We start from the raw sequence: 17,007 nt of genomic DNA, 5'->3' as shown, positions 1-17,007 counted from the left end.
CCGCAGAACTCTCGACAGAACGGACCACGGTGAGCGATCACTACGAGACCCTGGGCGTGTCCCGGGACGCCAGCCAGGAAGAGATCAAGAAGGCCTACCGCAAGAAGGCCCGCAGGCTCCACCCGGACGTCAACCCCGACCCGGGCGCCGACGAGGAGTTCAAGCGCGTCTCCCACGCCCACGACGTCCTCTCCGACCCGGACAAGCGCCGCGTCTACGACGCCACCGGCAACGAGAACGGCACGGACACCGGCTTCGGCGGCGGCTTCCCCGGCACCGGCTTCGGCTTCGCCGACATCTTCGACACCTTCTTCCAGGGCGCCGGGGGCGCCGGCTCCGGCCGCCGCGGTCCCGCCTCGCGCACCCGCCAGGGCCAGGACGCGCTGATCAACGTGCGCGTCTCCCTGCAGGACGCCGTCTTCGGCACCGAGAAGAAGATCACCGTGGACACCGCCGTGGTCTGCCCCACCTGCAACGGGTCCTGCTGCCAGGAGGGCACCCAGCCCGAGACGTGCGACGTCTGCCACGGCTCCGGCCAGGTCCAGCGCCAGGTCCAGTCCATCCTCGGGACCGTCGTCACCGCGGCCCCGTGCGCCACCTGCCAGGGCTTCGGCACCGTCATCAAGCACCCGTGCCACGAGTGCTACGGCGAGGGCCGCGTCCGCGACCGCCGCCCCCTCACGGTGAAGATCCCCGCCGGCGTCTCCACGGGCAACCGCATCCGCCTCTCCGGGCAGGGCGAGGCCGGCACCGCGGGCGGCCCCAACGGCGACCTCTACGTCGAGCTCAAGGTCGACCCTGACCCCACGTTCGAGCGCCAGGGCGATGACCTGCACGCCCGCGTGCGCGTGCCCATGACCTCCGCCGCGCTGGGCACCACCGTGACCCTCGAGACCTTCGACGGCGAGCGCGAGGTCCCCGTGCCGCCCGGCACGCAGACCGGCCACACCGTGACCCTGCACGAGCTGGGCGCGACCCGCCTGCGGGGCGGCGGCCGCGGCGAGCTCTTCGTCCACCTCGAGGTGGAGACCCCCTCCGGGCTCGACGACGAGCAGCGCGAGCTGCTCGAGCAGCTGGCCCGGCTGCGCGGCGAGGAGCAGTCCACCGGCACCACCCTGAACTCCCCGGCCGGCTCCGGCGGGTTCTTCTCCCGGCTCCGGGACCGGTTCTCCGACCTGTGAGCCTCCCGGTCTTCAAGGTCGCCCCCGACCTCCTCGCCGGTCTCGCCCCGGGGGCCGAGACGACCGTGACCGGCCCCGAGGCCCGCCACGCCGTGACCGTGCGGCGGCTGGCCCCCGGCGAGCCGCTCGAGCTCGTCGACGGCGCCGGCACCCGCGCGACCGGCGAGCTGGTCGCGGGGGAGAAGGACACCATGACCGTGCGGGTGGGCGCCGTCCGCACCGAGCCGGAGCGCCGCCCGCTGCTCGTGCTCGTCCAGGCCCTCGCCAAGGGCGACCGGGACCTCCTGGCCGTCGAGACCGCGACCGAGCTGGGCGTCGACGAGGTCGTGCCCTGGCAGGCCGACCGCTCCATCGTGCGCTGGAAGAAGGAGCGCGCGGCCAAGAGCCACGAGAAGTGGGTGCACACCGTCGCGGCGGCCGCCAAGCAGTCCCGCCGGGCGGCCTGGCCCAGCGTCCGGGCCCTGTGCACCACCGACGGGCTGGCGGAGCTGCTGCGCGAGCCGGGCACCGCCGGCCTCGTCCTGCACGAGGACGCCGTCGAGCCCCTCGCCGGCCCGGCCGACCGGACCGCCCCCGTCCTCGACGCCCGGTGGGCGGACGCGGAGCGGATCGTCCTGGTCGTGGGGCCGGAGGGCGGCATCGCCCCGTCCGAGCTCGACCGGCTCGCCGCCGCCGGCGCGCGGGCCGTGCGGCTGGGGCCGGAGGTGCTGCGCAGCTCCACCGCCGGGCCCGCGGCCCTGGCGGTGCTCAGCGCGGGGCTCGGCCGCTGGTCGGCCCCGGAGCGCTGAGCCCGGAGCGCTGAGCCCGGCGGGCCGCCGGCCCCGGGGAGCCTCACGGGGCGCTGACGACCACGTCCTTGTCGTCGAGCACCTGCCGGCCCTCGGCGTCGCGGCCGATCACGGTCACCACGTACTCGCCGGGCTCCAGCACGACCTCGGCGCGGAACTCCCGGCCCGTGCCCTCGGTGTCCAGCTCCCCGGAGGAGATCTCGGCGTCGTCCCCGCCCGTCTCCGTCACGGTCCAGCGGCAGCCCCGGACCCCCTCGAGCACGCGCCCGGAGATCGTGACGGTGCCGGCGGTCAGGGCGCCCTGCTGCGGGTCGACCACCCAGATCGGCGCCTCGAGCTCCTCGGCCGGCCGGACCGGGTCGTCCAGCCGCATGGAGCCGAAGACCTCCCGGCCGGGCTCGCCGTCCACCAGGACCACGACCTCGGGCTCGGAGCGCTCCGGCAGGAGCCCGGCGAGCGTGGCGGCGGCCGTCACCGTGTGCACGAGCTGCTGCACGGCCAGGCGGGCGTCCTCGTCGGTGAGGTCCGCGCGGAAGGCGTGGGCGGGCATGTCGACGGTGATCGTCCCGTCGGGGGAGGTGGCGCTGCCGACCCGGTCGACGGGCGCCCACAGCGTCCGGTAGTCCGGGTCCTGCGGCGCCCCGGCCGTCATCAGCGCCGCGGCCGCCCCGATGGGGTCGGCGATCCCCGTGCCGCGCGGCGCGTCCCGGAACTCGCGGAACAGCCGCTGCCCCCCGTCGGCGGCGCCCACCCAGTAGACCGGCAGCTTCTCGGTGGTCACGGAGCCGCCGAACGTGCCCATTGCCGTAGCAGGGGCGGGCGCCGTGGCGGGTGCGGGCGCCGCGCCGGAGGCGGTGACGGCCCCGTCGAGCGCGGGCCCCCCGCCCGTCCCGCAGCAGGCGAGCAGCAGGGCGCACCCCCCGGCGAGTACGAGGCGGCGGCGGGCACGACGGGCCGGGGGAGCGGGCATGGGGGAGGGACACCTCGTCTTTCCGGGGCCGGGTGGCCGGCGCCAGGGGGTGGTCGGCGCGGCGGGTCGGGGGACCGCGGCACGGGCACCCGGAGGCCCGCGCCGGTCCTCCGGCCGGAGGACCCGACCATCACAGCACAGCCGTTCCGGGCGTACCCAACCAGAAGGGGGTGGGCGGAGGGACCGATACCGAATCGGAATGTGGGGCCCCCGCGCTCCGGCCCGCGCACCGCGCGGTACCCTGGAGGGACCACGATCCCCGAGCCGGACCACCACCCCGGTCGTCGTCCCGGTCGCCACGCCGACCGCCACGCCGACCGCCACATCGACCACCACCGAGAGAGCGAGGAAACGGCCGCCCCGGCCGCACCCATGACTGAGACGTTGCCCGGCACCACGCACCCCCTGACGGCGCGAGCCGTCATCACCTTTCCCGACCGCGAGACGATGGTCCGCTGCCTGGGCTCCGGCGACGACACCCTGCGTCAGGTCGAGACCGCCTTCCCGGGCCTCGCCACCAGTCCCCGCGGCCTCGAGCTGGGCATCGAGGGGCCGTCCGGGCCCGTGCAGATCGTGGCGACGCTCTTCGAGGAGCTGAAGGTGCTCGCGGGGCGGGAGACCTCGATCACGCCGCAGGTCATCGCCCAGCTGCTGGAGATCATCGGACGGGACCTCTCCGCCCGGCCCAGCGGCGCCCTCACGCAGAACATCCTCTCGAGCCGCGGCCGCAAGATCCGGCCCAAGACCGTCCACCAGAAGGAGTACGTCGACGCGATCGACGCCCACACGGTGGTCTTCGGCATCGGGCCCGCCGGCACGGGCAAGACCTACCTGGCCATGGCCAAGGCCGTCCAGGCGCTGCAGGCCAAGGAGGTCACCCGGATCATCCTCACCCGCCCGGCCGTCGAGGCGGGGGAGCGGCTCGGCTTCCTGCCCGGCACGCTCAGCGAGAAGATCGACCCCTACCTGCGGCCCCTCTACGACGCCCTGCACGACATGATGGACCCCGACTCCATCCCGCGGCTCATGGAGGCCGGCACCATCGAGGTCGCCCCGCTCGCCTACATGCGCGGGCGCACCCTCAACGACGCGTTCATCATCCTCGACGAGGCGCAGAACACCACCCCCGAGCAGATGAAGATGTTCCTCACGCGGCTGGGCTTCGGCTCGAAGATGGTGATCACCGGCGACGTCACCCAGGTCGACCTCCCTGGGGGCACCTCCTCCGGCCTGCGCCAGGTCCAGCACGTCCTGCACGGTGTGGAGGACGTGTCCTTCACCGAGATGACCGCCGAGGACGTCGTCCGCCACGAGCTCGTGAGCCGGATCGTCAGCGCCTACGACGCCTTCGACACGACCAACCGGCACCGCAACGAGCGCCGCCGGCGCAAGGAGACCGCCCGCACCGGGCGCGAGGCCGCCGACGGCGCGCCCGCCGCCGAGGGCGGGGAGGAGGCCTGATGGCCGTCGAGTTCGACGTCCAGCTCGGCCCGGACGAGGTCCCGCCCGCGGACCGCGAGGCCTGGGAGGCGGTCGACGTCGAGCTGCTCGGGCGGCTCGCCGCGTTCGTCCTCGGGAGGCTGCACGTCCACCCCGACGCGGAGCTGTCGATCGCCGTGGTCGACGAGGAGGAGATGACGCGCCTGCACGTGGAGTGGATGGACCTGCCCGGCCCCACCGACGTCCTCTCCTTCCCCATGGACGAGCTGCGCCCCGGGACGCCCGACGCGCCCGCCGAGGGCACGCTCGGGGACATCGTGCTGTGCCCGCCGGTGGCCCGCCGCCAGGCCGAGGCCGCCGGGCACCCGGTCGCCGACGAGCTGTGCCTGCTCACCACCCACGGCATCCTCCACCTGCTGGGCCACGACCACGTGGAGCCGGAGGAGCGGCAGGTCATGTTCGCCCTGCAGCGGGACCTGCTCACCGACTTCCTCGGCCGGCCCGCCCCGGTCGAGACGATGGAGTAGGGCAGGTCCATGACCACCGCCATCCTGGTCGTCGCGGCCATCCTCTTCCTCTGCACGGCGTTCGTGCTCAGCGCCGCCGAGACCGGCCTCACCTACCTCGCGCGCGCCGATGCCGAGGCCATCACCCGCGAGGCCCCCCGCTCGTCCGCTGCCAAGGTCCTCGCCACCCCCACCGCCCACCTCCAGGCCCTGCGCTTCTGGCGGGTCTGGTTCGAGACGGCCTCCGCCGTGGCCGTGGCGCTCGCGCTGTTCGACGGCCTCGAGGACGTGTGGCTGGCGGGCCTGGTGGCCACGGTGGTGATGGCCGCGGTCGGCTTCGTCCTCACGGGCGTCTCGCCCCGCCAGGTGGGCCGCGGCAACGCCGCGGGCACCGTGCGCCACACCGCCGGTCTCGTGCGCGTGCTGCGCACCGTGCTGGGCCCCGTGCCCGGGCTGCTCGTGCGCCTGGGCTCCTCCGTGTCGCGGGACCCCGGGCGCACCACCCCGGGCTTCCTCACCGAGGAGGAGCTGCTCGAGTTCGTCGACCGCTCCTCCGACCAGGAGCTCATCGAGGGCGACGAGGCCGAGCTGTTGCACTCCATCTTCGACCTCAACGACACCACCGTCCGCGCCGTCATGGTCCCGCGCACCGACATGGTGACCATCGACGACGACGACACGGTGGACAACGCCCTCAACCTGTTCTTCCGCTCCGGTTACTCCCGCATCCCCGTCATCGGCTTGAGCTCCGACGACGTCCTGGGGATCCTGTACCAGAAGGACGTCGCCGAGCGGGTCCACCGCGAGGGCCCCGGCCTGCGCCTGGACGGGCTGTCGCAGCTGGCCCGGGACGTGCGCTACGTGCCCGAGTCGAAGAAGGTCAACGAGCTGCTGCGCGAGATGCAGCTCGAGTCCATCCACGTGGCCGTCGTCGTCGACGAGTACGGCGGCACCGCGGGCCTGGTGACCCTCGAGGACCTCATCGAGGAGCTGCTCGGCGAGATCGTCGACGAGTACGACCGCGAGAAGCCCGAGGTCGCCGAGCTCGGCGAGGGCCGCTACCGCGTCTCCGCCCGGCTGGGCGTCGAGGACCTCGGCGACCTGTTCGGCGTGGACCTCGAGGACGACGAGGTGGACACCGCCGGCGGCCTGCTGGCCAAGAGCATCGGCCGGGTCCCCATCGTGGGCTCCTGCGCCACCGTCGAGGGCATCGTCCTCGAAGCCGTGACCCTCGAGGGTCGGCGCAACCGGGTGGGACAGCTCGAGGTCCACCGGGACCCCGACTGGGTCTCTCCCGGGTCCACCGCCGTGGACGCCGCCGCCCTGGACTCCGAGGAGGAGACCCACCACCATGTCTGAGACCGACCGCACCGCCCCCGCCGACGGGGCCGAGAGCCCCGGCACCCCGTTCCGCGCCGGCTTCGCCGTGCTCGTGGGCCGGCCCAACGCCGGCAAGTCCACGCTCACCAACGCCCTGGTCGGGCAGAAGGTGGCCATCACCTCCAACCGGCCCCAGACCACCCGCCACACCATCCGCGGCATCGTCCACCGCCCGGAGGGCCAGCTCGTGCTCGTCGACACCCCGGGGCTGCACCGCCCCCGGACGCTCCTCGGGCAACGGCTCAACGACCTCGTGGCCGACACCCTCGCCGAGGTGGACGTCATCGGCTTCTGCGTGCCCGCCAACGAGAAGATCGGCCCGGGCGACCGCTTCATCGCCCAGCAGCTCGCCGCGTCCGGGAACAAGCCGGTCGTCGCGATCGTCACGAAGACCGACACCGTCTCCCGGGCCGAGCTGACCGAGCAGCTGCTCGCCGTCACCGAGCTCGGCCGCTCCGTGATGGCCGAGGAGCGGGCGGCGCGGGCCGAGCGCGCCGAGAAGGCCGCCCGCAAGCCCCGCCACCGCGCGGCCGCGCACTCCCCCCGCCCCGAGACCGGGGAGCCGGGCTGGGCCGACGTCATCCCGGTCTCCGCCGTGGACGGGTTCCAGGTCGAGGCCCTCGCGAGGCTGCTCGTCGAGCGGATGCCCGAGTCCCCGCCGCTGTACCCCGACGGGGAGCTCACCGACGAGCCGGAGATGACGATGGTCGCCGAGCTCGTCCGCGAGGCGGCGCTCGAGGGCGTGCGGGACGAGCTGCCGCACTCGCTGGCCGTCGTCGTCGAGGAGATGGTGCCCCGCGAGGGCCGCCCCGCGGACCGGCCGCTGCTCGACGTGCGCGTCAACGTCTACGTCGAACGGCAGTCGCAGAAGGCCATCATCATCGGCAAGGGCGGCGCCAGGCTCCGCGAGATCGGCACCAGGTCCCGGACCGCCATCGAGGCCCTGCTCGGCACCAAGGTCTACCTCGACCTGCACGTGAAGGTCGCCAAGGAGTGGCAGCGCGACCCCAAGCAGCTCTCGCGGCTCGGCTTCTGAGCCGGACCCCGCCGAGCCCCCCCAGCCGCCCCATCCCCCCAGCCCCCCGACAGCCCCAGCACGCCGCTCCCGCCCGGGACCGGCCCAGGAGACGATGCACGTGCCCGCCACACCCACCGACGCGCCCTGGAGCACCCGAGGCCGCCCCCGGTGGACACGCAGGCGGGCCGCCGTGCTCGCCCTCGTCCTGGCGCTGGCCGCGGTGCTCGCCGTGGGCACCACGGCCGCGTGGCGGCTCCAGTCCAACCTCGACACGTCCCCCCTGGACCTCGGCGACGGGGCGGGGGCCGTCGAGGACGGGCCGCTGGACATCCTCGTCATGGGCACCGACACCCGCGAGGGGGAGGGCAACGACCAGTACGGCGACGACGAGGACAGCTCCGGGGCCGGCCTGACCGACGTCATGATGCTCGTCCACGTCGCGGAGGACCGCGGGGCCGTCACGGTCGTCTCCTTCCCCCGGGACCTCGTCGCGGACGTGCCCCGGTGCACCGACCCCGCCACGGACCGCCGGCACCCCGCCGAGCGGGACGCCATGCTCAACTCCGCGGTCGAGAACGGCGGGCCCGGCTGCACCGTCGCCACCATCAACCGGATGACCGGGCTGCAGATCGACCACTTCATGCTCGCGGACTTCAACGCCGTCAAGGAGCTCTCCTCGGCGGTCGGCGGCGTGGAGGTCTGCGTCAACGAGGCCGTCGACGACCCCAAGTCGGGGCTGGTGCTGCCCGCCGGGACGTCCTCCGTCGAGGGCGAGCAGGCCCTGGCCTTCCTGCGCAGCCGCGCCGCGTTCGGCGACGGCGGCGACGAGAGCCGGATCCGCTCCCAGCAGTCCTTCCTCGCCTCCCTCGCCCGCAAGATCACGGCCGAGGGCACGCTCGGCGATCTGCCCGCGCTCTACGGGATCGCGGAGGTCGCGTCCCGGAACCTGCACGTCGACGAGGACCTCGGATCGGTACCGACCATGGTGGGCCTGGCGGGCGCCGTCCGCGGCGTCGACCTCTCCGGGATCGCGTTCGTGACGGCCCCCACCGAGCCGTACGAGGCCGACCCGAACCGGCTCCAGCTGCAGGAGGAGGCCTCCGAGGCGCTCTTCGCGGCCCTGCGCGAGGACCGGTCCCTCACCTGGCCCACGGGGGAGGCGGACGACGGCGCCGCGCTGGACACCGGCGGCGCAACCGGCGGTCCGAGATCGACGGACACCGCGGCGGAGGACGCCGCCCCCGAGTCGTCCGAGGCCCAGGACCCGGCCGCCGCGACCGACCCGGACACCGGGACGGAGCCCGCCGGCGGGACGGTGGACCCGGCCGGGGTGCCGCTCGTGGTCGTCGACGCCTCCGGGTCGGAGGGCCGCGACCGGGAGGTCGCGGCCCTGCTCCGGGACGCCGGGTACACGCTCACCGAGGCGGGCCCGGAGAGCCCCGAGCTGCCCGGCACGCAGGTCTTCTTCGGCGTCGGCTGGTACGACGCCGCCGCGCAGGTCGCGGGCCGGCTGGGCGTCCCCTCCGCGCAGGTCGTGCCGAGCGCGGAGGACCACGGCGTGGTCGTGTCCGTCGGCGGGGACTTCCGGGACGGGGAGCGCCTCGACGTCGCCGCGGTGCTCCCCGAGGAGCTGCACGGGCAGACGGCGGAGCAGTTCACGTGCCAGCAGGCCTACGCCGAGTGGTGAGCCGGCCCCCGGGGAGGGCAAGGGCCCGCGTGATACGTTGGACCCATGCGGACAGGGACCCTCCTCCTCCTTATGTGCCGCAACGGGGCCTGACTCGTCACCGGATGGCCGGCCTCCCGTTGCGGAGTTCCTGATGCCCGGCCACCCGCAGAATTCTCGAGCAGAACAGGCCCACCCCATGCGCACCTTCCAGAAGCCCTCCGGCATGCCGATCCACAAGTACGTGCCGTACCAGCAGCAGTTCCCCTTCGACATGTCGGACCGCACCTGGCCCGACAAGGTCATCACCGAGGCGCCTCGCTGGTGCGCCGTGGACCTGCGGGACGGCAACCAGGCGCTGATCGACCCCATGAACTCGGACCGCAAGCTCAAGATGTTCGAGCTGCTGGTCCGGATGGGCTACAAGGAGATCGAGGTCGGCTTCCCCTCCGCCTCGCAGACCGACTTCGACTTCGTGCGCCGGCTCATCGAGGAGGACCGGATCCCCGACGACGTGTCGATCCAGGTCCTCACCCAGTCCCGCGAGCACCTCATCGAGCGCACGTACGAGGCCATCGACGGCGCGGACAGGGCGATCGTCCACCTCTACAACGCCACCTCGACCCTGCAGCGCCGCGTGGTCTTCGACCAGGACATGGACGGCATCGTCGACATCGCCCTCACCGGGGCGCGGCTGTGCATGAAGTACGAGGAGCAGCTGAAGAACACCGCCGTCACCTACGAGTACTCCCCGGAGTCCTACACGGGCACGGAGCTCGAGTTCGCCGCGCGGATCTCCAACGCCGTGGCCGAGACGTTCGAGATCGGCGGGGACCGGGAGATGATCCTGAACCTGCCCGCGACCGTGGAGATGGCCACCCCGAACGTGTACGCCGACTCCATCGAGTGGATGTGCCGCAACCTCTACAACCGCGAGGCGACCGTCGTGTCCCTGCACCCGCACAACGACCGCGGCACCGGCGTGGCCGCCGCGGAGCTCGGGTACCTGGCCGGCGCGGACCGCATCGAGGGCTGCCTGTTCGGCAACGGCGAGCGCACCGGCAACGTCGACCTGGTGACGCTGGGCCTGAACATGCTGACCCAGGGCGTGGACCCGCAGATCGACTTCTCCGACATCGACGACATCCGCCGCACCGTGGAGTACTGCAACCAGCTGCCCGTCCCCGAGCGCTCGCCCTACGGCGGCGACCTGGTGTTCACCGCCTTCTCCGGCTCCCACCAGGACGCCATCAAGAAGGGCTTCGAGCGGATGGAGTGCGACGCCGCCGAGCAGGGCAGGACCGTGGACGAGCTGGTCTGGGCCGTGCCCTACCTGCCGATCGACCCGAAGGACCTGGGCCGCACCTACGAGGCCGTGATCCGCGTGAACTCGCAGTCCGGCAAGGGCGGCGTGGCCTACCTGCTGAAGAACGAGCACGGCCTGGACCTGCCGCGCCGCGCGCAGATCGAGTTCTCCCGCGTGGTGCAGGCCCACACCGACACCACCGGCGGGGAGATCTCCGGCGGCGCGCTGTGGACCGTGTTCGCGGACGAGTACCTGCCCACCACGCAGGACGGCGGCCCCGACCGCTGGGGCCGCTACCGCATCACGAACCTCACCACGACCTCCGAGGAGGGCGGGGAGACGACCCTGGAGATCGGCCTCGACGTCGACGGCGTCCAGCACCACCGCTCCGCCCAGGGCAACGGGCCCATCGAGGCCCTGCTCGCGATCTTCGCGGCCGAGGGCGTCGACGTGCGGGTGCTCGACTACAGCGAGCACGCGATGTCTGCCGGCGGCGACGCGCAGGCGGCCAGCTACGTCGAGGCGGCCGTGGGCGACCGGGTCCTCTGGGGCATCGGGATCGACGCCAACACCACCCGCGCGTCCCTGAAGGCGGTCGTCTCCGCGGTGAACCGCGCCGTGCGCGACGCCCAGGACTGACCCGCACCCCGCGACCCCGCACCTCGCAGCCCTGCACGCCGACGGCGGGCCGCCACCTCGGACGAGGTGGCGGCCCGCCGTCGGCCGTCCCGGCCTCCCACCACGAGCTGCCGGTCGCTGCCACGCACCGTCACGTGGGGGGCGTCCCGGTGTCCGCCGGGCGTGGGAGAATGGCCTGATGGCCAGGACGACGTTCGCTTCGCGCAGCTACCGGGACGAGGCGGTGGTGCTGCGCACCTACAAGCTCGGCGAGGCGGACCGCATCGTCGTGCTGCTGACCCGCGACCACGGCCAGGTCCGGGCGGTGGCCAAGGGCGTGCGGCGCACCACGTCCCGCTTCGGCTCGCGGCTCGAGCCCTTCAACGTGGCGGACCTGCAGCTCGTGACCGGGCGCAACCTCGAGATCGTGTCCCAGGCCCTGGGCCGCCGCGGCTACGGCTCCGTGATCGCCGCCGACTACGCCAAGTACACCGCGGCCGCCGCCATGGCCGAGGCCGCCGAGAAGTTCACCGAGAACGACCACGAGTCCGCCGCCCAGCAGTACCGCCTGCTCGTCGGGGCGCTCTCCGCGCTGGCGCGCGGCCTGCACGAGCCCGGCGCCGTCCTCGACTCCTACCTCCTGCGCGCCGTGTCCACGGCCGGCTGGGCGCCGAGCTTCACCGACTGCGCTCGCTGCGGCGCCCCGGGACCGCACGAGGCGTTCTCCGCCCCCCTCGGCGGCGCCGTCTGCTCCGCGTGCCGCCCGCCCGGCTCCGCCGCACCGGACCCCGCGACCGTCGAGCACCTCTCCGCGCTGCTCACCGGCGACTGGGAGCGGATCGACGCCGCGGACCCGCGCACGGGGCGGGCGGCCGCCGGCCTCGTCGCGAGCTACGTACAGTGGCACCTGGAGAGGGCCGTCCGGTCCCTGAACCTCGTGGAACGGAGCTGACCATGCCCGGCTTTGCCGCCCCGCCCCCGCACCCCAGCGGCGCCGTCGCCCCGGCGATCCCACCCCGGTTCGTGCCCCGGCACGTCGCCGTGGTGATGGACGGCAACGGCCGCTGGGCCAACCAGCGGGGCCTGCCCCGCAACGAGGGCCACAAAGCGGGGGAGGCCGCCCTCATCGAGGTCATGGCGGGGGCCATCGAGATGGGCATCCCCTACGTCAGCGCCTACGCCTTCTCCACCGAGAACTGGAAGCGCTCCCTCGACGAGGTCACGTTCCTCATGAACTACACGGCCGACGTCATGGAGCGGCAGCTGCCGACCTTCCAGGAGTGGGGGATCCGGATCCGCTGGGCCGGGCGGAGGCCCCGCCTGTGGCGCTCCGTCATCCACCGCCTCGAGGAGGCGGAGCGGCAGACCGCCGGCAACGACGCCGTGACGCTCACCATGTGCGTGAACTACGGCGGGCGCGCCGAGATAGCGGACGCCGCCGCGGCCATGGCCGCCGACGCCTGCGCCGGCGTGCTCGACCCGAAGAAGATCACCGAGGACACCGTCCAGCGCTACCTCGACGAGCCGGACCTGCCGGACGTGGACCTGTTTCTCCGCTCGTCCGGGGAGCAGCGGATCTCCAACTTCATGCTCTGGCAGTCCGCCTACGCTGAACTCGTGTTCCTCGACGTCCTGTGGCCGGACGTGGACCGGCGCACTCTCTGGGACGCCGTGGAGGTCTACGCCCGGCGCGACCGGCGGTACGGGGGAGCGGTCGACCAGGTGGCCCGCCCCGGGGCCTAGCTCCACCCGGTCACCGTGCCGGTTCAGCATGGTAGTTGCCGGCGCCTGAGCGGCCGCTCGGCACCGATGTCATATGGTGACGAGTCGATCACGGCCGATTTCTCAAAGCAATTGTGGCAAGCCGCCTTATGGGGGACAGTGCGATTGCCAATCATGTTGACCATTGATTTCTGAATGAACATTTCCGTGAGGGCTCAATCATGAGCAGAAGCAACTGGACGTGTATTCGGCATTCGTGATGTACCGAACTGGAAGATCGTCTTCACGCAGTTGTTGTGACTTGTCGCATATGGGAAGAGGTTCATAGCCTGGGGACATCCGTACGGGCCGACAGCCTATTGGGGGGAACCCGAGCTGGGGTTGGGTGTCGGTGCGGAATGGTTCATCGGCTGGTGGACCACTATTGCTGGATTGCAATTACCCGTATTCCATGAAGGGTTATGTCATGCGCAAAATTCTGAGCACCGTCGCGCTGTCCGGACTTCTCCTGGGAGCCTCGGCCACCAGCGTCTTCGCGGCTCCGTTGCCCGACAACTGTGACAGGGATCAGGGCACAGTCACCTGTGAGACGTTCGATGGTCCGGGCAACAACCAGGCAGGGGTGGGGACCACCACCACCGAGGAGACCCAGGGCAACACGAAAAACAAGTCTCCTGAGGAGCAGCAGGACCTCGAAGACACCTGCACGTACAACCCGCCCAAGAGCAAGGGTGCGCCCAACAACTGCTGACGCCCCGGGCGCGCCGTGAAGGACCCCGCCGATGTTCACATGTTGGCGGGGATCTTCTGTGCTCCCGGGATCTATGTCTGCCGGCTGACCCCCGCAGTCCTGATGTATGCCGCCAAGTGCTCCCCGGTGAGGGTCGAGCGGGCCGCGACCAGGTCGGCGGGCGTCCCCTCGAAGACGACCCGCCCGCCGTCGCGGCCGGCGCCGGGGCCCAGGTCGACGATCCAGTCGGCGTGCGCCATGACCGCCTGGTGATGCTCGATGACGACGACCGACCTCCCGGAGTCGACGAGCCGGTCCAGCAGCCCCAGCAGCTGCTCCACGTCGGCGAGGTGCAGGCCGGCCGTCGGCTCGTCCAGGACGTAGACGTCGCCCTTCGCGGCCAGCTGGGCGGCCAGCTTGAGCCGCTGCCGCTCGCCGCCGGACAGCGTGGTCAGCGGCTGGCCGAGGCTGAGGTAGCCGAGCCCGACGTCGGCGAGCCGGTCGAGGATCCTGTGGGCGGCCGGCGTGCGCGCCTCGCCGGCGCGGAAGAACTCCTCCGCCTCGGCCACGGACATCGCGAGCACCTCGGCGATGTTCCGGCCGCCCAGCGTGTACTCCAGCACCGAGGCCTGGAACCGCCTCCCCTCGCACTCCTCGCAGGTGGACTCGACGGTGGCCATGACGCCCAGGTCGGTGTAGATGACGCCGGCGCCGTTGCAGACCGGGCAGGCGCCCTCGGAGTTGGAGCTGAAGAGGCCGGGCTTCACGCCGTTGGCCTTGGCGAAGGCCTTGCGGACCGGGTCCAGCAGTCCGGTGTAGGTCGCCGGGTTGCTCCGCCGGGACCCGCGGATCGCGGCCTGGTCGATCACCACCACGCCGTCCCGGCCGGCGACCGAGCTGTGGATCAGCGAGCTCTTGCCCGAGCCCGCCACCCCGGTGACCACGGTCATCACGCCGAGCGGGATGTCGACGTCGACGTCGCGCAGGTTGTGCGTGCCGGCGCCGCGGATCTCGAGCGCGCCGGTGGCCCGCCGCACCGTCGTCCTGAGGGCCGCGCGGTCGTCGAGGTGCCGGCCGGTGAGCGTGCCGCTGGCGCGCAGCCCCTCGACGGAGCCCTCGTAGACCACCTCCCCGCCGTCGCCGCCGGCCCCGGGACCGAGGTCGACGACGTGGTCCCCGATCACGATCGTCTCCGGCTTGTGCTCCACGACGAGCACGGTGTTGCCCTTGTCGCGGAGCTGCAGCAGCAGGCCGTTCATCCGCGTGATGTCGTGGGGGTGCAGGCCGATGGTGGGCTCGTCGAAGACGTAGGTGACGTCGGTGAGCGACGAGCCGAGGTGGCGGATCATCCGGGTGCGCTGCGCCTCTCCTCCGGACAGGGTGCCCGTGGGCCGGTCGAGCGAGAGATAGCCCAGCCCGATCTCGGTGAACGAGGCAAGCAGGTGCCGCAGCCCGGCGAGCAGCGGGGCCACCGATGGTTCGTCGAGCCCCCCGACCCAGTCGGCCAGGTCGGTGATCTGCATCGCGCAGGCGTCGGCGATGCTCTTCCCCGCGATCCTCGACGAGCGGGCCGCCGCGCTCAGCCGGGTGCCGCCGCACTCCGGGCAGGTCGCGAACGTCACGGCCCGCTCCACGAAGGCCCGGATGTGCGGCTGCAGCGCGTCGACCTCCTTGGACAGCATCGACTTCCGGATCCGGGGGATCAGACCCTCGTACGTCAGGTTGATCCCGTCGACCTTGATCTTCGTCGGAGCCTTGTGGAGCAGGTCGTGCAGCTCCTTCTTCGTGTACTCCCGGATCGGCTTGTCCGGGTCGAAGAAGCCGCTCCCGCGGAAGATCCGGCCGTACCAGCCGTCCATGCTGTAGCCGGGAACCGTGAGCGCGCCCTCGTTGAGGGACAGGGCGTCGTCGTACAGGGCCGACAGGTCGACGTCGGTGACCGAGCCCATGCCCTCGCAGCGCGGGCACATGCCGCCGAGGCGGTTGAACTCCGCCTTCTCGGTCGTCGTCCGGCCGGCGCCGCGCTCGACGGTGATCGCGCCGCTGGCCCGGACCGACGGGACGTTGAAGGAGAACGCGTTGGGGGAGCCGACGTGGGGCCGGCCGAGCCTGCTGAAGAGGATGCGCAGCAGCGCGTTGGCGTCGGTGGCGGTGCCGACCGTGGAGCGGGGGTTGGCGTCCATCCGCTCCTGGTCGACGATGATCGCCGTGGTCAGCCCGTCGAGGACGTCGACGTCGGGGCGGGCCAGCGTCGGCATGAAGCCCTGCACGAAGGCGCTGTAGGTCTCGTTGATCAGCCGCTGGGACTCCGCGGCGATGGTGCCGAACACCAGCGAGCTCTTGCCCGAGCCGGAGACCCCGGTGAACACCGTCAGCTGGCGCTTCGGGATCTCGACGTCGATGCCCTTGAGGTTGTTCTCCCGTGCTCCCTGCACGCGGATCAGGTCGTGGCTGTCGGCGGCGTGCCGGGCGGGCGACGGCGTGCCTGTTCTCGCGGTCGTGCTCATCGTGTCTCCATCGGTGGGGCGGGGTCGCCGTCGCGGCCTGCGGCGGCGTCGTTCGGCTCGACCTGCCCGGCTCCGGGCAGGCGACGGGTTCCCGGTCGCCGGGCGGTGGCGCCCGAGGACCCGGTCCAGGGGGCGGAGAGGTCCTCCAGCCAGGACACCAGGTCCTCCTGGGCGCTGCGCCGCACGGGACGCCGTGACAGGTGGACGTCGTGCACCGCGCCCTCGTAGGAGCGCACGGTGACGTCGTGGCCCAGGTCGTCCGCGTGCCGGCGGATCTGGCGGACGTCGAGGACGGAGTCCGCCGAGCGCATCTGCTCCGACCACCACGGGCGGATGCAGGACCGCGCCGAGACCTGAACCAGCACTGGAGATTGAATGTTGAGGCCGCCCGAAACCTCATGCTGAGCCTGAAGGACAGCGTTGAGCCAGCCCGGGGTGATGTCGAAGCTGCGCTCGGGCCGCCACCGCGGGTCGATCGTCCACTCGCCCTCGGCCCGGTCGCTGAGCACCCGCCAGTAGTGGCCCCGCGGGCGCACGCGCAGGGCCCGGTCCGGGGCCACCCCGGACGCCCTGGCGACCACCGGCCGCAGCGCGGTGCCCAGGGCGTCGGTGCCGTGGCAGCCGATCCAGGGGGCGACGAGGGCCAGGCCGGCGAGGCGCCCCGGGTGGCGGGCGGCCCACAGCGCCGCCGTGAGCCCGCCGGTGGAGTGGCCCATGAGCACGAGCCGCCCGCCCGGACCGGGGGCGCCGTCCTCCGTCATGATCCGCAGCGCCGCGGCGACGTCGTCGTCGTAGTCGGCGAGGTCGGTCGTGTGCCCGGGGCGGGCCGCCTCCTCGGCGAGCACCGCGTCGGTGAGGTTGCGCCCGTAGCCGTGCAGGTCCAGGGCGTAGAAGGCCCAGCCCGCGGCGGCGACGCTGCGGGCCAGCTCGGCGTTGAAGAAGTAGTCGGACCACCCGTGCAGGTACAGCACGGCGTCGCGCGGCGGGCGGTGGAAGGAGTCGCCGCCCGGCCGGTGCCGGACCACGGTCGCGGTCGAGTGGGGCTCCGAGCCGGTGCCGAGGTCCACGGTGCGCGCCTCGAAGCCCGGCCCGAGCACGTCCGGGACCCAGGGGTCCGGGGGAGTGCTCATGCTCTCACCTCGCGTGCTGCTCGTTCGTGGCGGCCCGTCCGCGCG

14 protein-coding genes are annotated in these 17,007 nt (G+C 72.8%); 11 read left to right on the top strand and 3 right to left on the bottom strand.

What is annotated here, in order from left to right; translation table 11 throughout:
* Nucleotides 1-29 precede the first annotated feature (29 nt).
* Both dnaJ and IEW07_RS11220 read left to right on the top strand, forming a co-directional pair.
* Entirely contained in the window at nucleotides 30-1,181 is a 1,152-nt protein-coding gene (dnaJ, locus tag IEW07_RS11225) for a molecular chaperone DnaJ (RefSeq protein WP_188537254.1), read from the top strand.
* Nucleotides 1,178-1,969 carry a 16S rRNA (uracil(1498)-N(3))-methyltransferase gene (locus tag IEW07_RS11220; RefSeq protein WP_188537252.1) on the top strand — a complete coding sequence of 264 codons (792 nt, stop codon included), beginning with the start codon at nucleotides 1,178-1,180 and terminating at the stop codon, nucleotides 1,967-1,969. Before dnaJ ends, IEW07_RS11220 begins: the two co-directional genes overlap by 4 nt.
* A gap of 43 nt (nucleotides 1,970-2,012) precedes the next feature.
* On the opposite strand, the gene IEW07_RS21440 is transcribed toward IEW07_RS11220, so the two are convergent.
* Nucleotides 2,013-2,939, bottom strand: coding sequence for a GerMN domain-containing protein (locus tag IEW07_RS21440; RefSeq protein WP_188537250.1), 927 nt, complete (start codon nucleotides 2,937-2,939; stop codon nucleotides 2,013-2,015).
* 372 nt (nucleotides 2,940-3,311) lie between these two features.
* Here IEW07_RS21440 and IEW07_RS11210 point away from each other — a divergent pair, with 372 nt between their 5' ends.
* The 9 genes from IEW07_RS11210 to IEW07_RS11170 all read left to right on the top strand — a co-directional run bounded on the left by IEW07_RS11210 (nucleotide 3,312) and on the right by IEW07_RS11170 (nucleotide 13,346).
* Nucleotides 3,312-4,400, top strand: coding sequence for a PhoH family protein (locus IEW07_RS11210; RefSeq protein WP_188537248.1), 1,089 nt, complete (start codon nucleotides 3,312-3,314; stop codon nucleotides 4,398-4,400).
* Nucleotides 4,400-4,906, top strand: coding sequence for an rRNA maturation RNase YbeY (gene ybeY / locus IEW07_RS11205; protein ID WP_188537247.1), 507 nt, complete (start codon nucleotides 4,400-4,402; stop codon nucleotides 4,904-4,906). Before IEW07_RS11210 ends, ybeY begins: the two co-directional genes overlap by 1 nt.
* Before the next feature lie 9 nt (nucleotides 4,907-4,915).
* Nucleotides 4,916-6,244 (top strand): hemolysin family protein, encoded by a 1,329-nt coding sequence (locus tag IEW07_RS11200; protein ID WP_188537245.1) that lies wholly within the window; start codon nucleotides 4,916-4,918, stop codon nucleotides 6,242-6,244.
* Nucleotides 6,237-7,301, top strand: a complete 1,065-nt coding sequence (locus IEW07_RS11195; RefSeq protein ID WP_188537243.1) for a GTPase Era — start codon at nucleotides 6,237-6,239, stop codon at nucleotides 7,299-7,301. The genes IEW07_RS11200 and IEW07_RS11195 overlap by 8 nt, the downstream gene beginning before the upstream one ends.
* 94 nt (nucleotides 7,302-7,395) lie before the next feature.
* Nucleotides 7,396-8,970 carry an LCP family protein gene (locus IEW07_RS11190; RefSeq protein ID WP_188537241.1) on the top strand — a complete coding sequence of 525 codons (1,575 nt, stop codon included), beginning with the start codon at nucleotides 7,396-7,398 and terminating at the stop codon, nucleotides 8,968-8,970.
* 178 nt (nucleotides 8,971-9,148) lie between these two features.
* Nucleotides 9,149-10,894 (top strand): 2-isopropylmalate synthase, encoded by a 1,746-nt coding sequence (gene leuA, locus IEW07_RS11185; RefSeq protein ID WP_188537239.1) that lies wholly within the window; start codon nucleotides 9,149-9,151, stop codon nucleotides 10,892-10,894.
* Nucleotides 10,895-11,072: 178 nt separating this feature from the next.
* Entirely contained in the window at nucleotides 11,073-11,825 is a 753-nt protein-coding gene (gene recO, locus IEW07_RS11180; RefSeq protein ID WP_188537237.1) for a DNA repair protein RecO, read from the top strand.
* A gap of 2 nt (nucleotides 11,826-11,827) precedes the next feature.
* Nucleotides 11,828-12,616, top strand: coding sequence for an isoprenyl transferase (locus tag IEW07_RS11175; RefSeq protein ID WP_188537235.1), 789 nt, complete (start codon nucleotides 11,828-11,830; stop codon nucleotides 12,614-12,616).
* Nucleotides 12,617-13,061: 445 nt separating this feature from the next.
* On the top strand, nucleotides 13,062-13,346 hold the full coding sequence (locus IEW07_RS11170; RefSeq protein ID WP_188537233.1) for a hypothetical protein: 285 nt from the start codon (nucleotides 13,062-13,064) through the stop codon (nucleotides 13,344-13,346).
* A 71-nt stretch (nucleotides 13,347-13,417) separates the two neighbouring features.
* On the opposite strand, the gene IEW07_RS11165 is transcribed toward IEW07_RS11170, so the two are convergent.
* A complete protein-coding gene (locus IEW07_RS11165; protein ID WP_188537231.1) occupies nucleotides 13,418-15,832 on the bottom strand; it encodes an ATP-binding cassette domain-containing protein in 2,415 nt (804 codons plus the stop codon).
* Nucleotides 15,829-16,962, bottom strand: coding sequence for an alpha/beta hydrolase (locus IEW07_RS11160; RefSeq protein WP_188537229.1), 1,134 nt, complete (start codon nucleotides 16,960-16,962; stop codon nucleotides 15,829-15,831). Before IEW07_RS11160 ends, IEW07_RS11165 begins: the two co-directional genes overlap by 4 nt.
* Nucleotides 16,963-17,007 lie beyond the last annotated feature (45 nt).

The organism is Kocuria dechangensis, assembly GCF_014636775.1.
Taxonomy (GTDB): domain Bacteria; phylum Actinomycetota; class Actinomycetes; order Actinomycetales; family Micrococcaceae; genus Kocuria; species Kocuria dechangensis.
The sequence above is the reverse complement of the archived record's forward strand: the minus strand, read 5'-3'. Positions and strand labels throughout refer to the sequence as shown.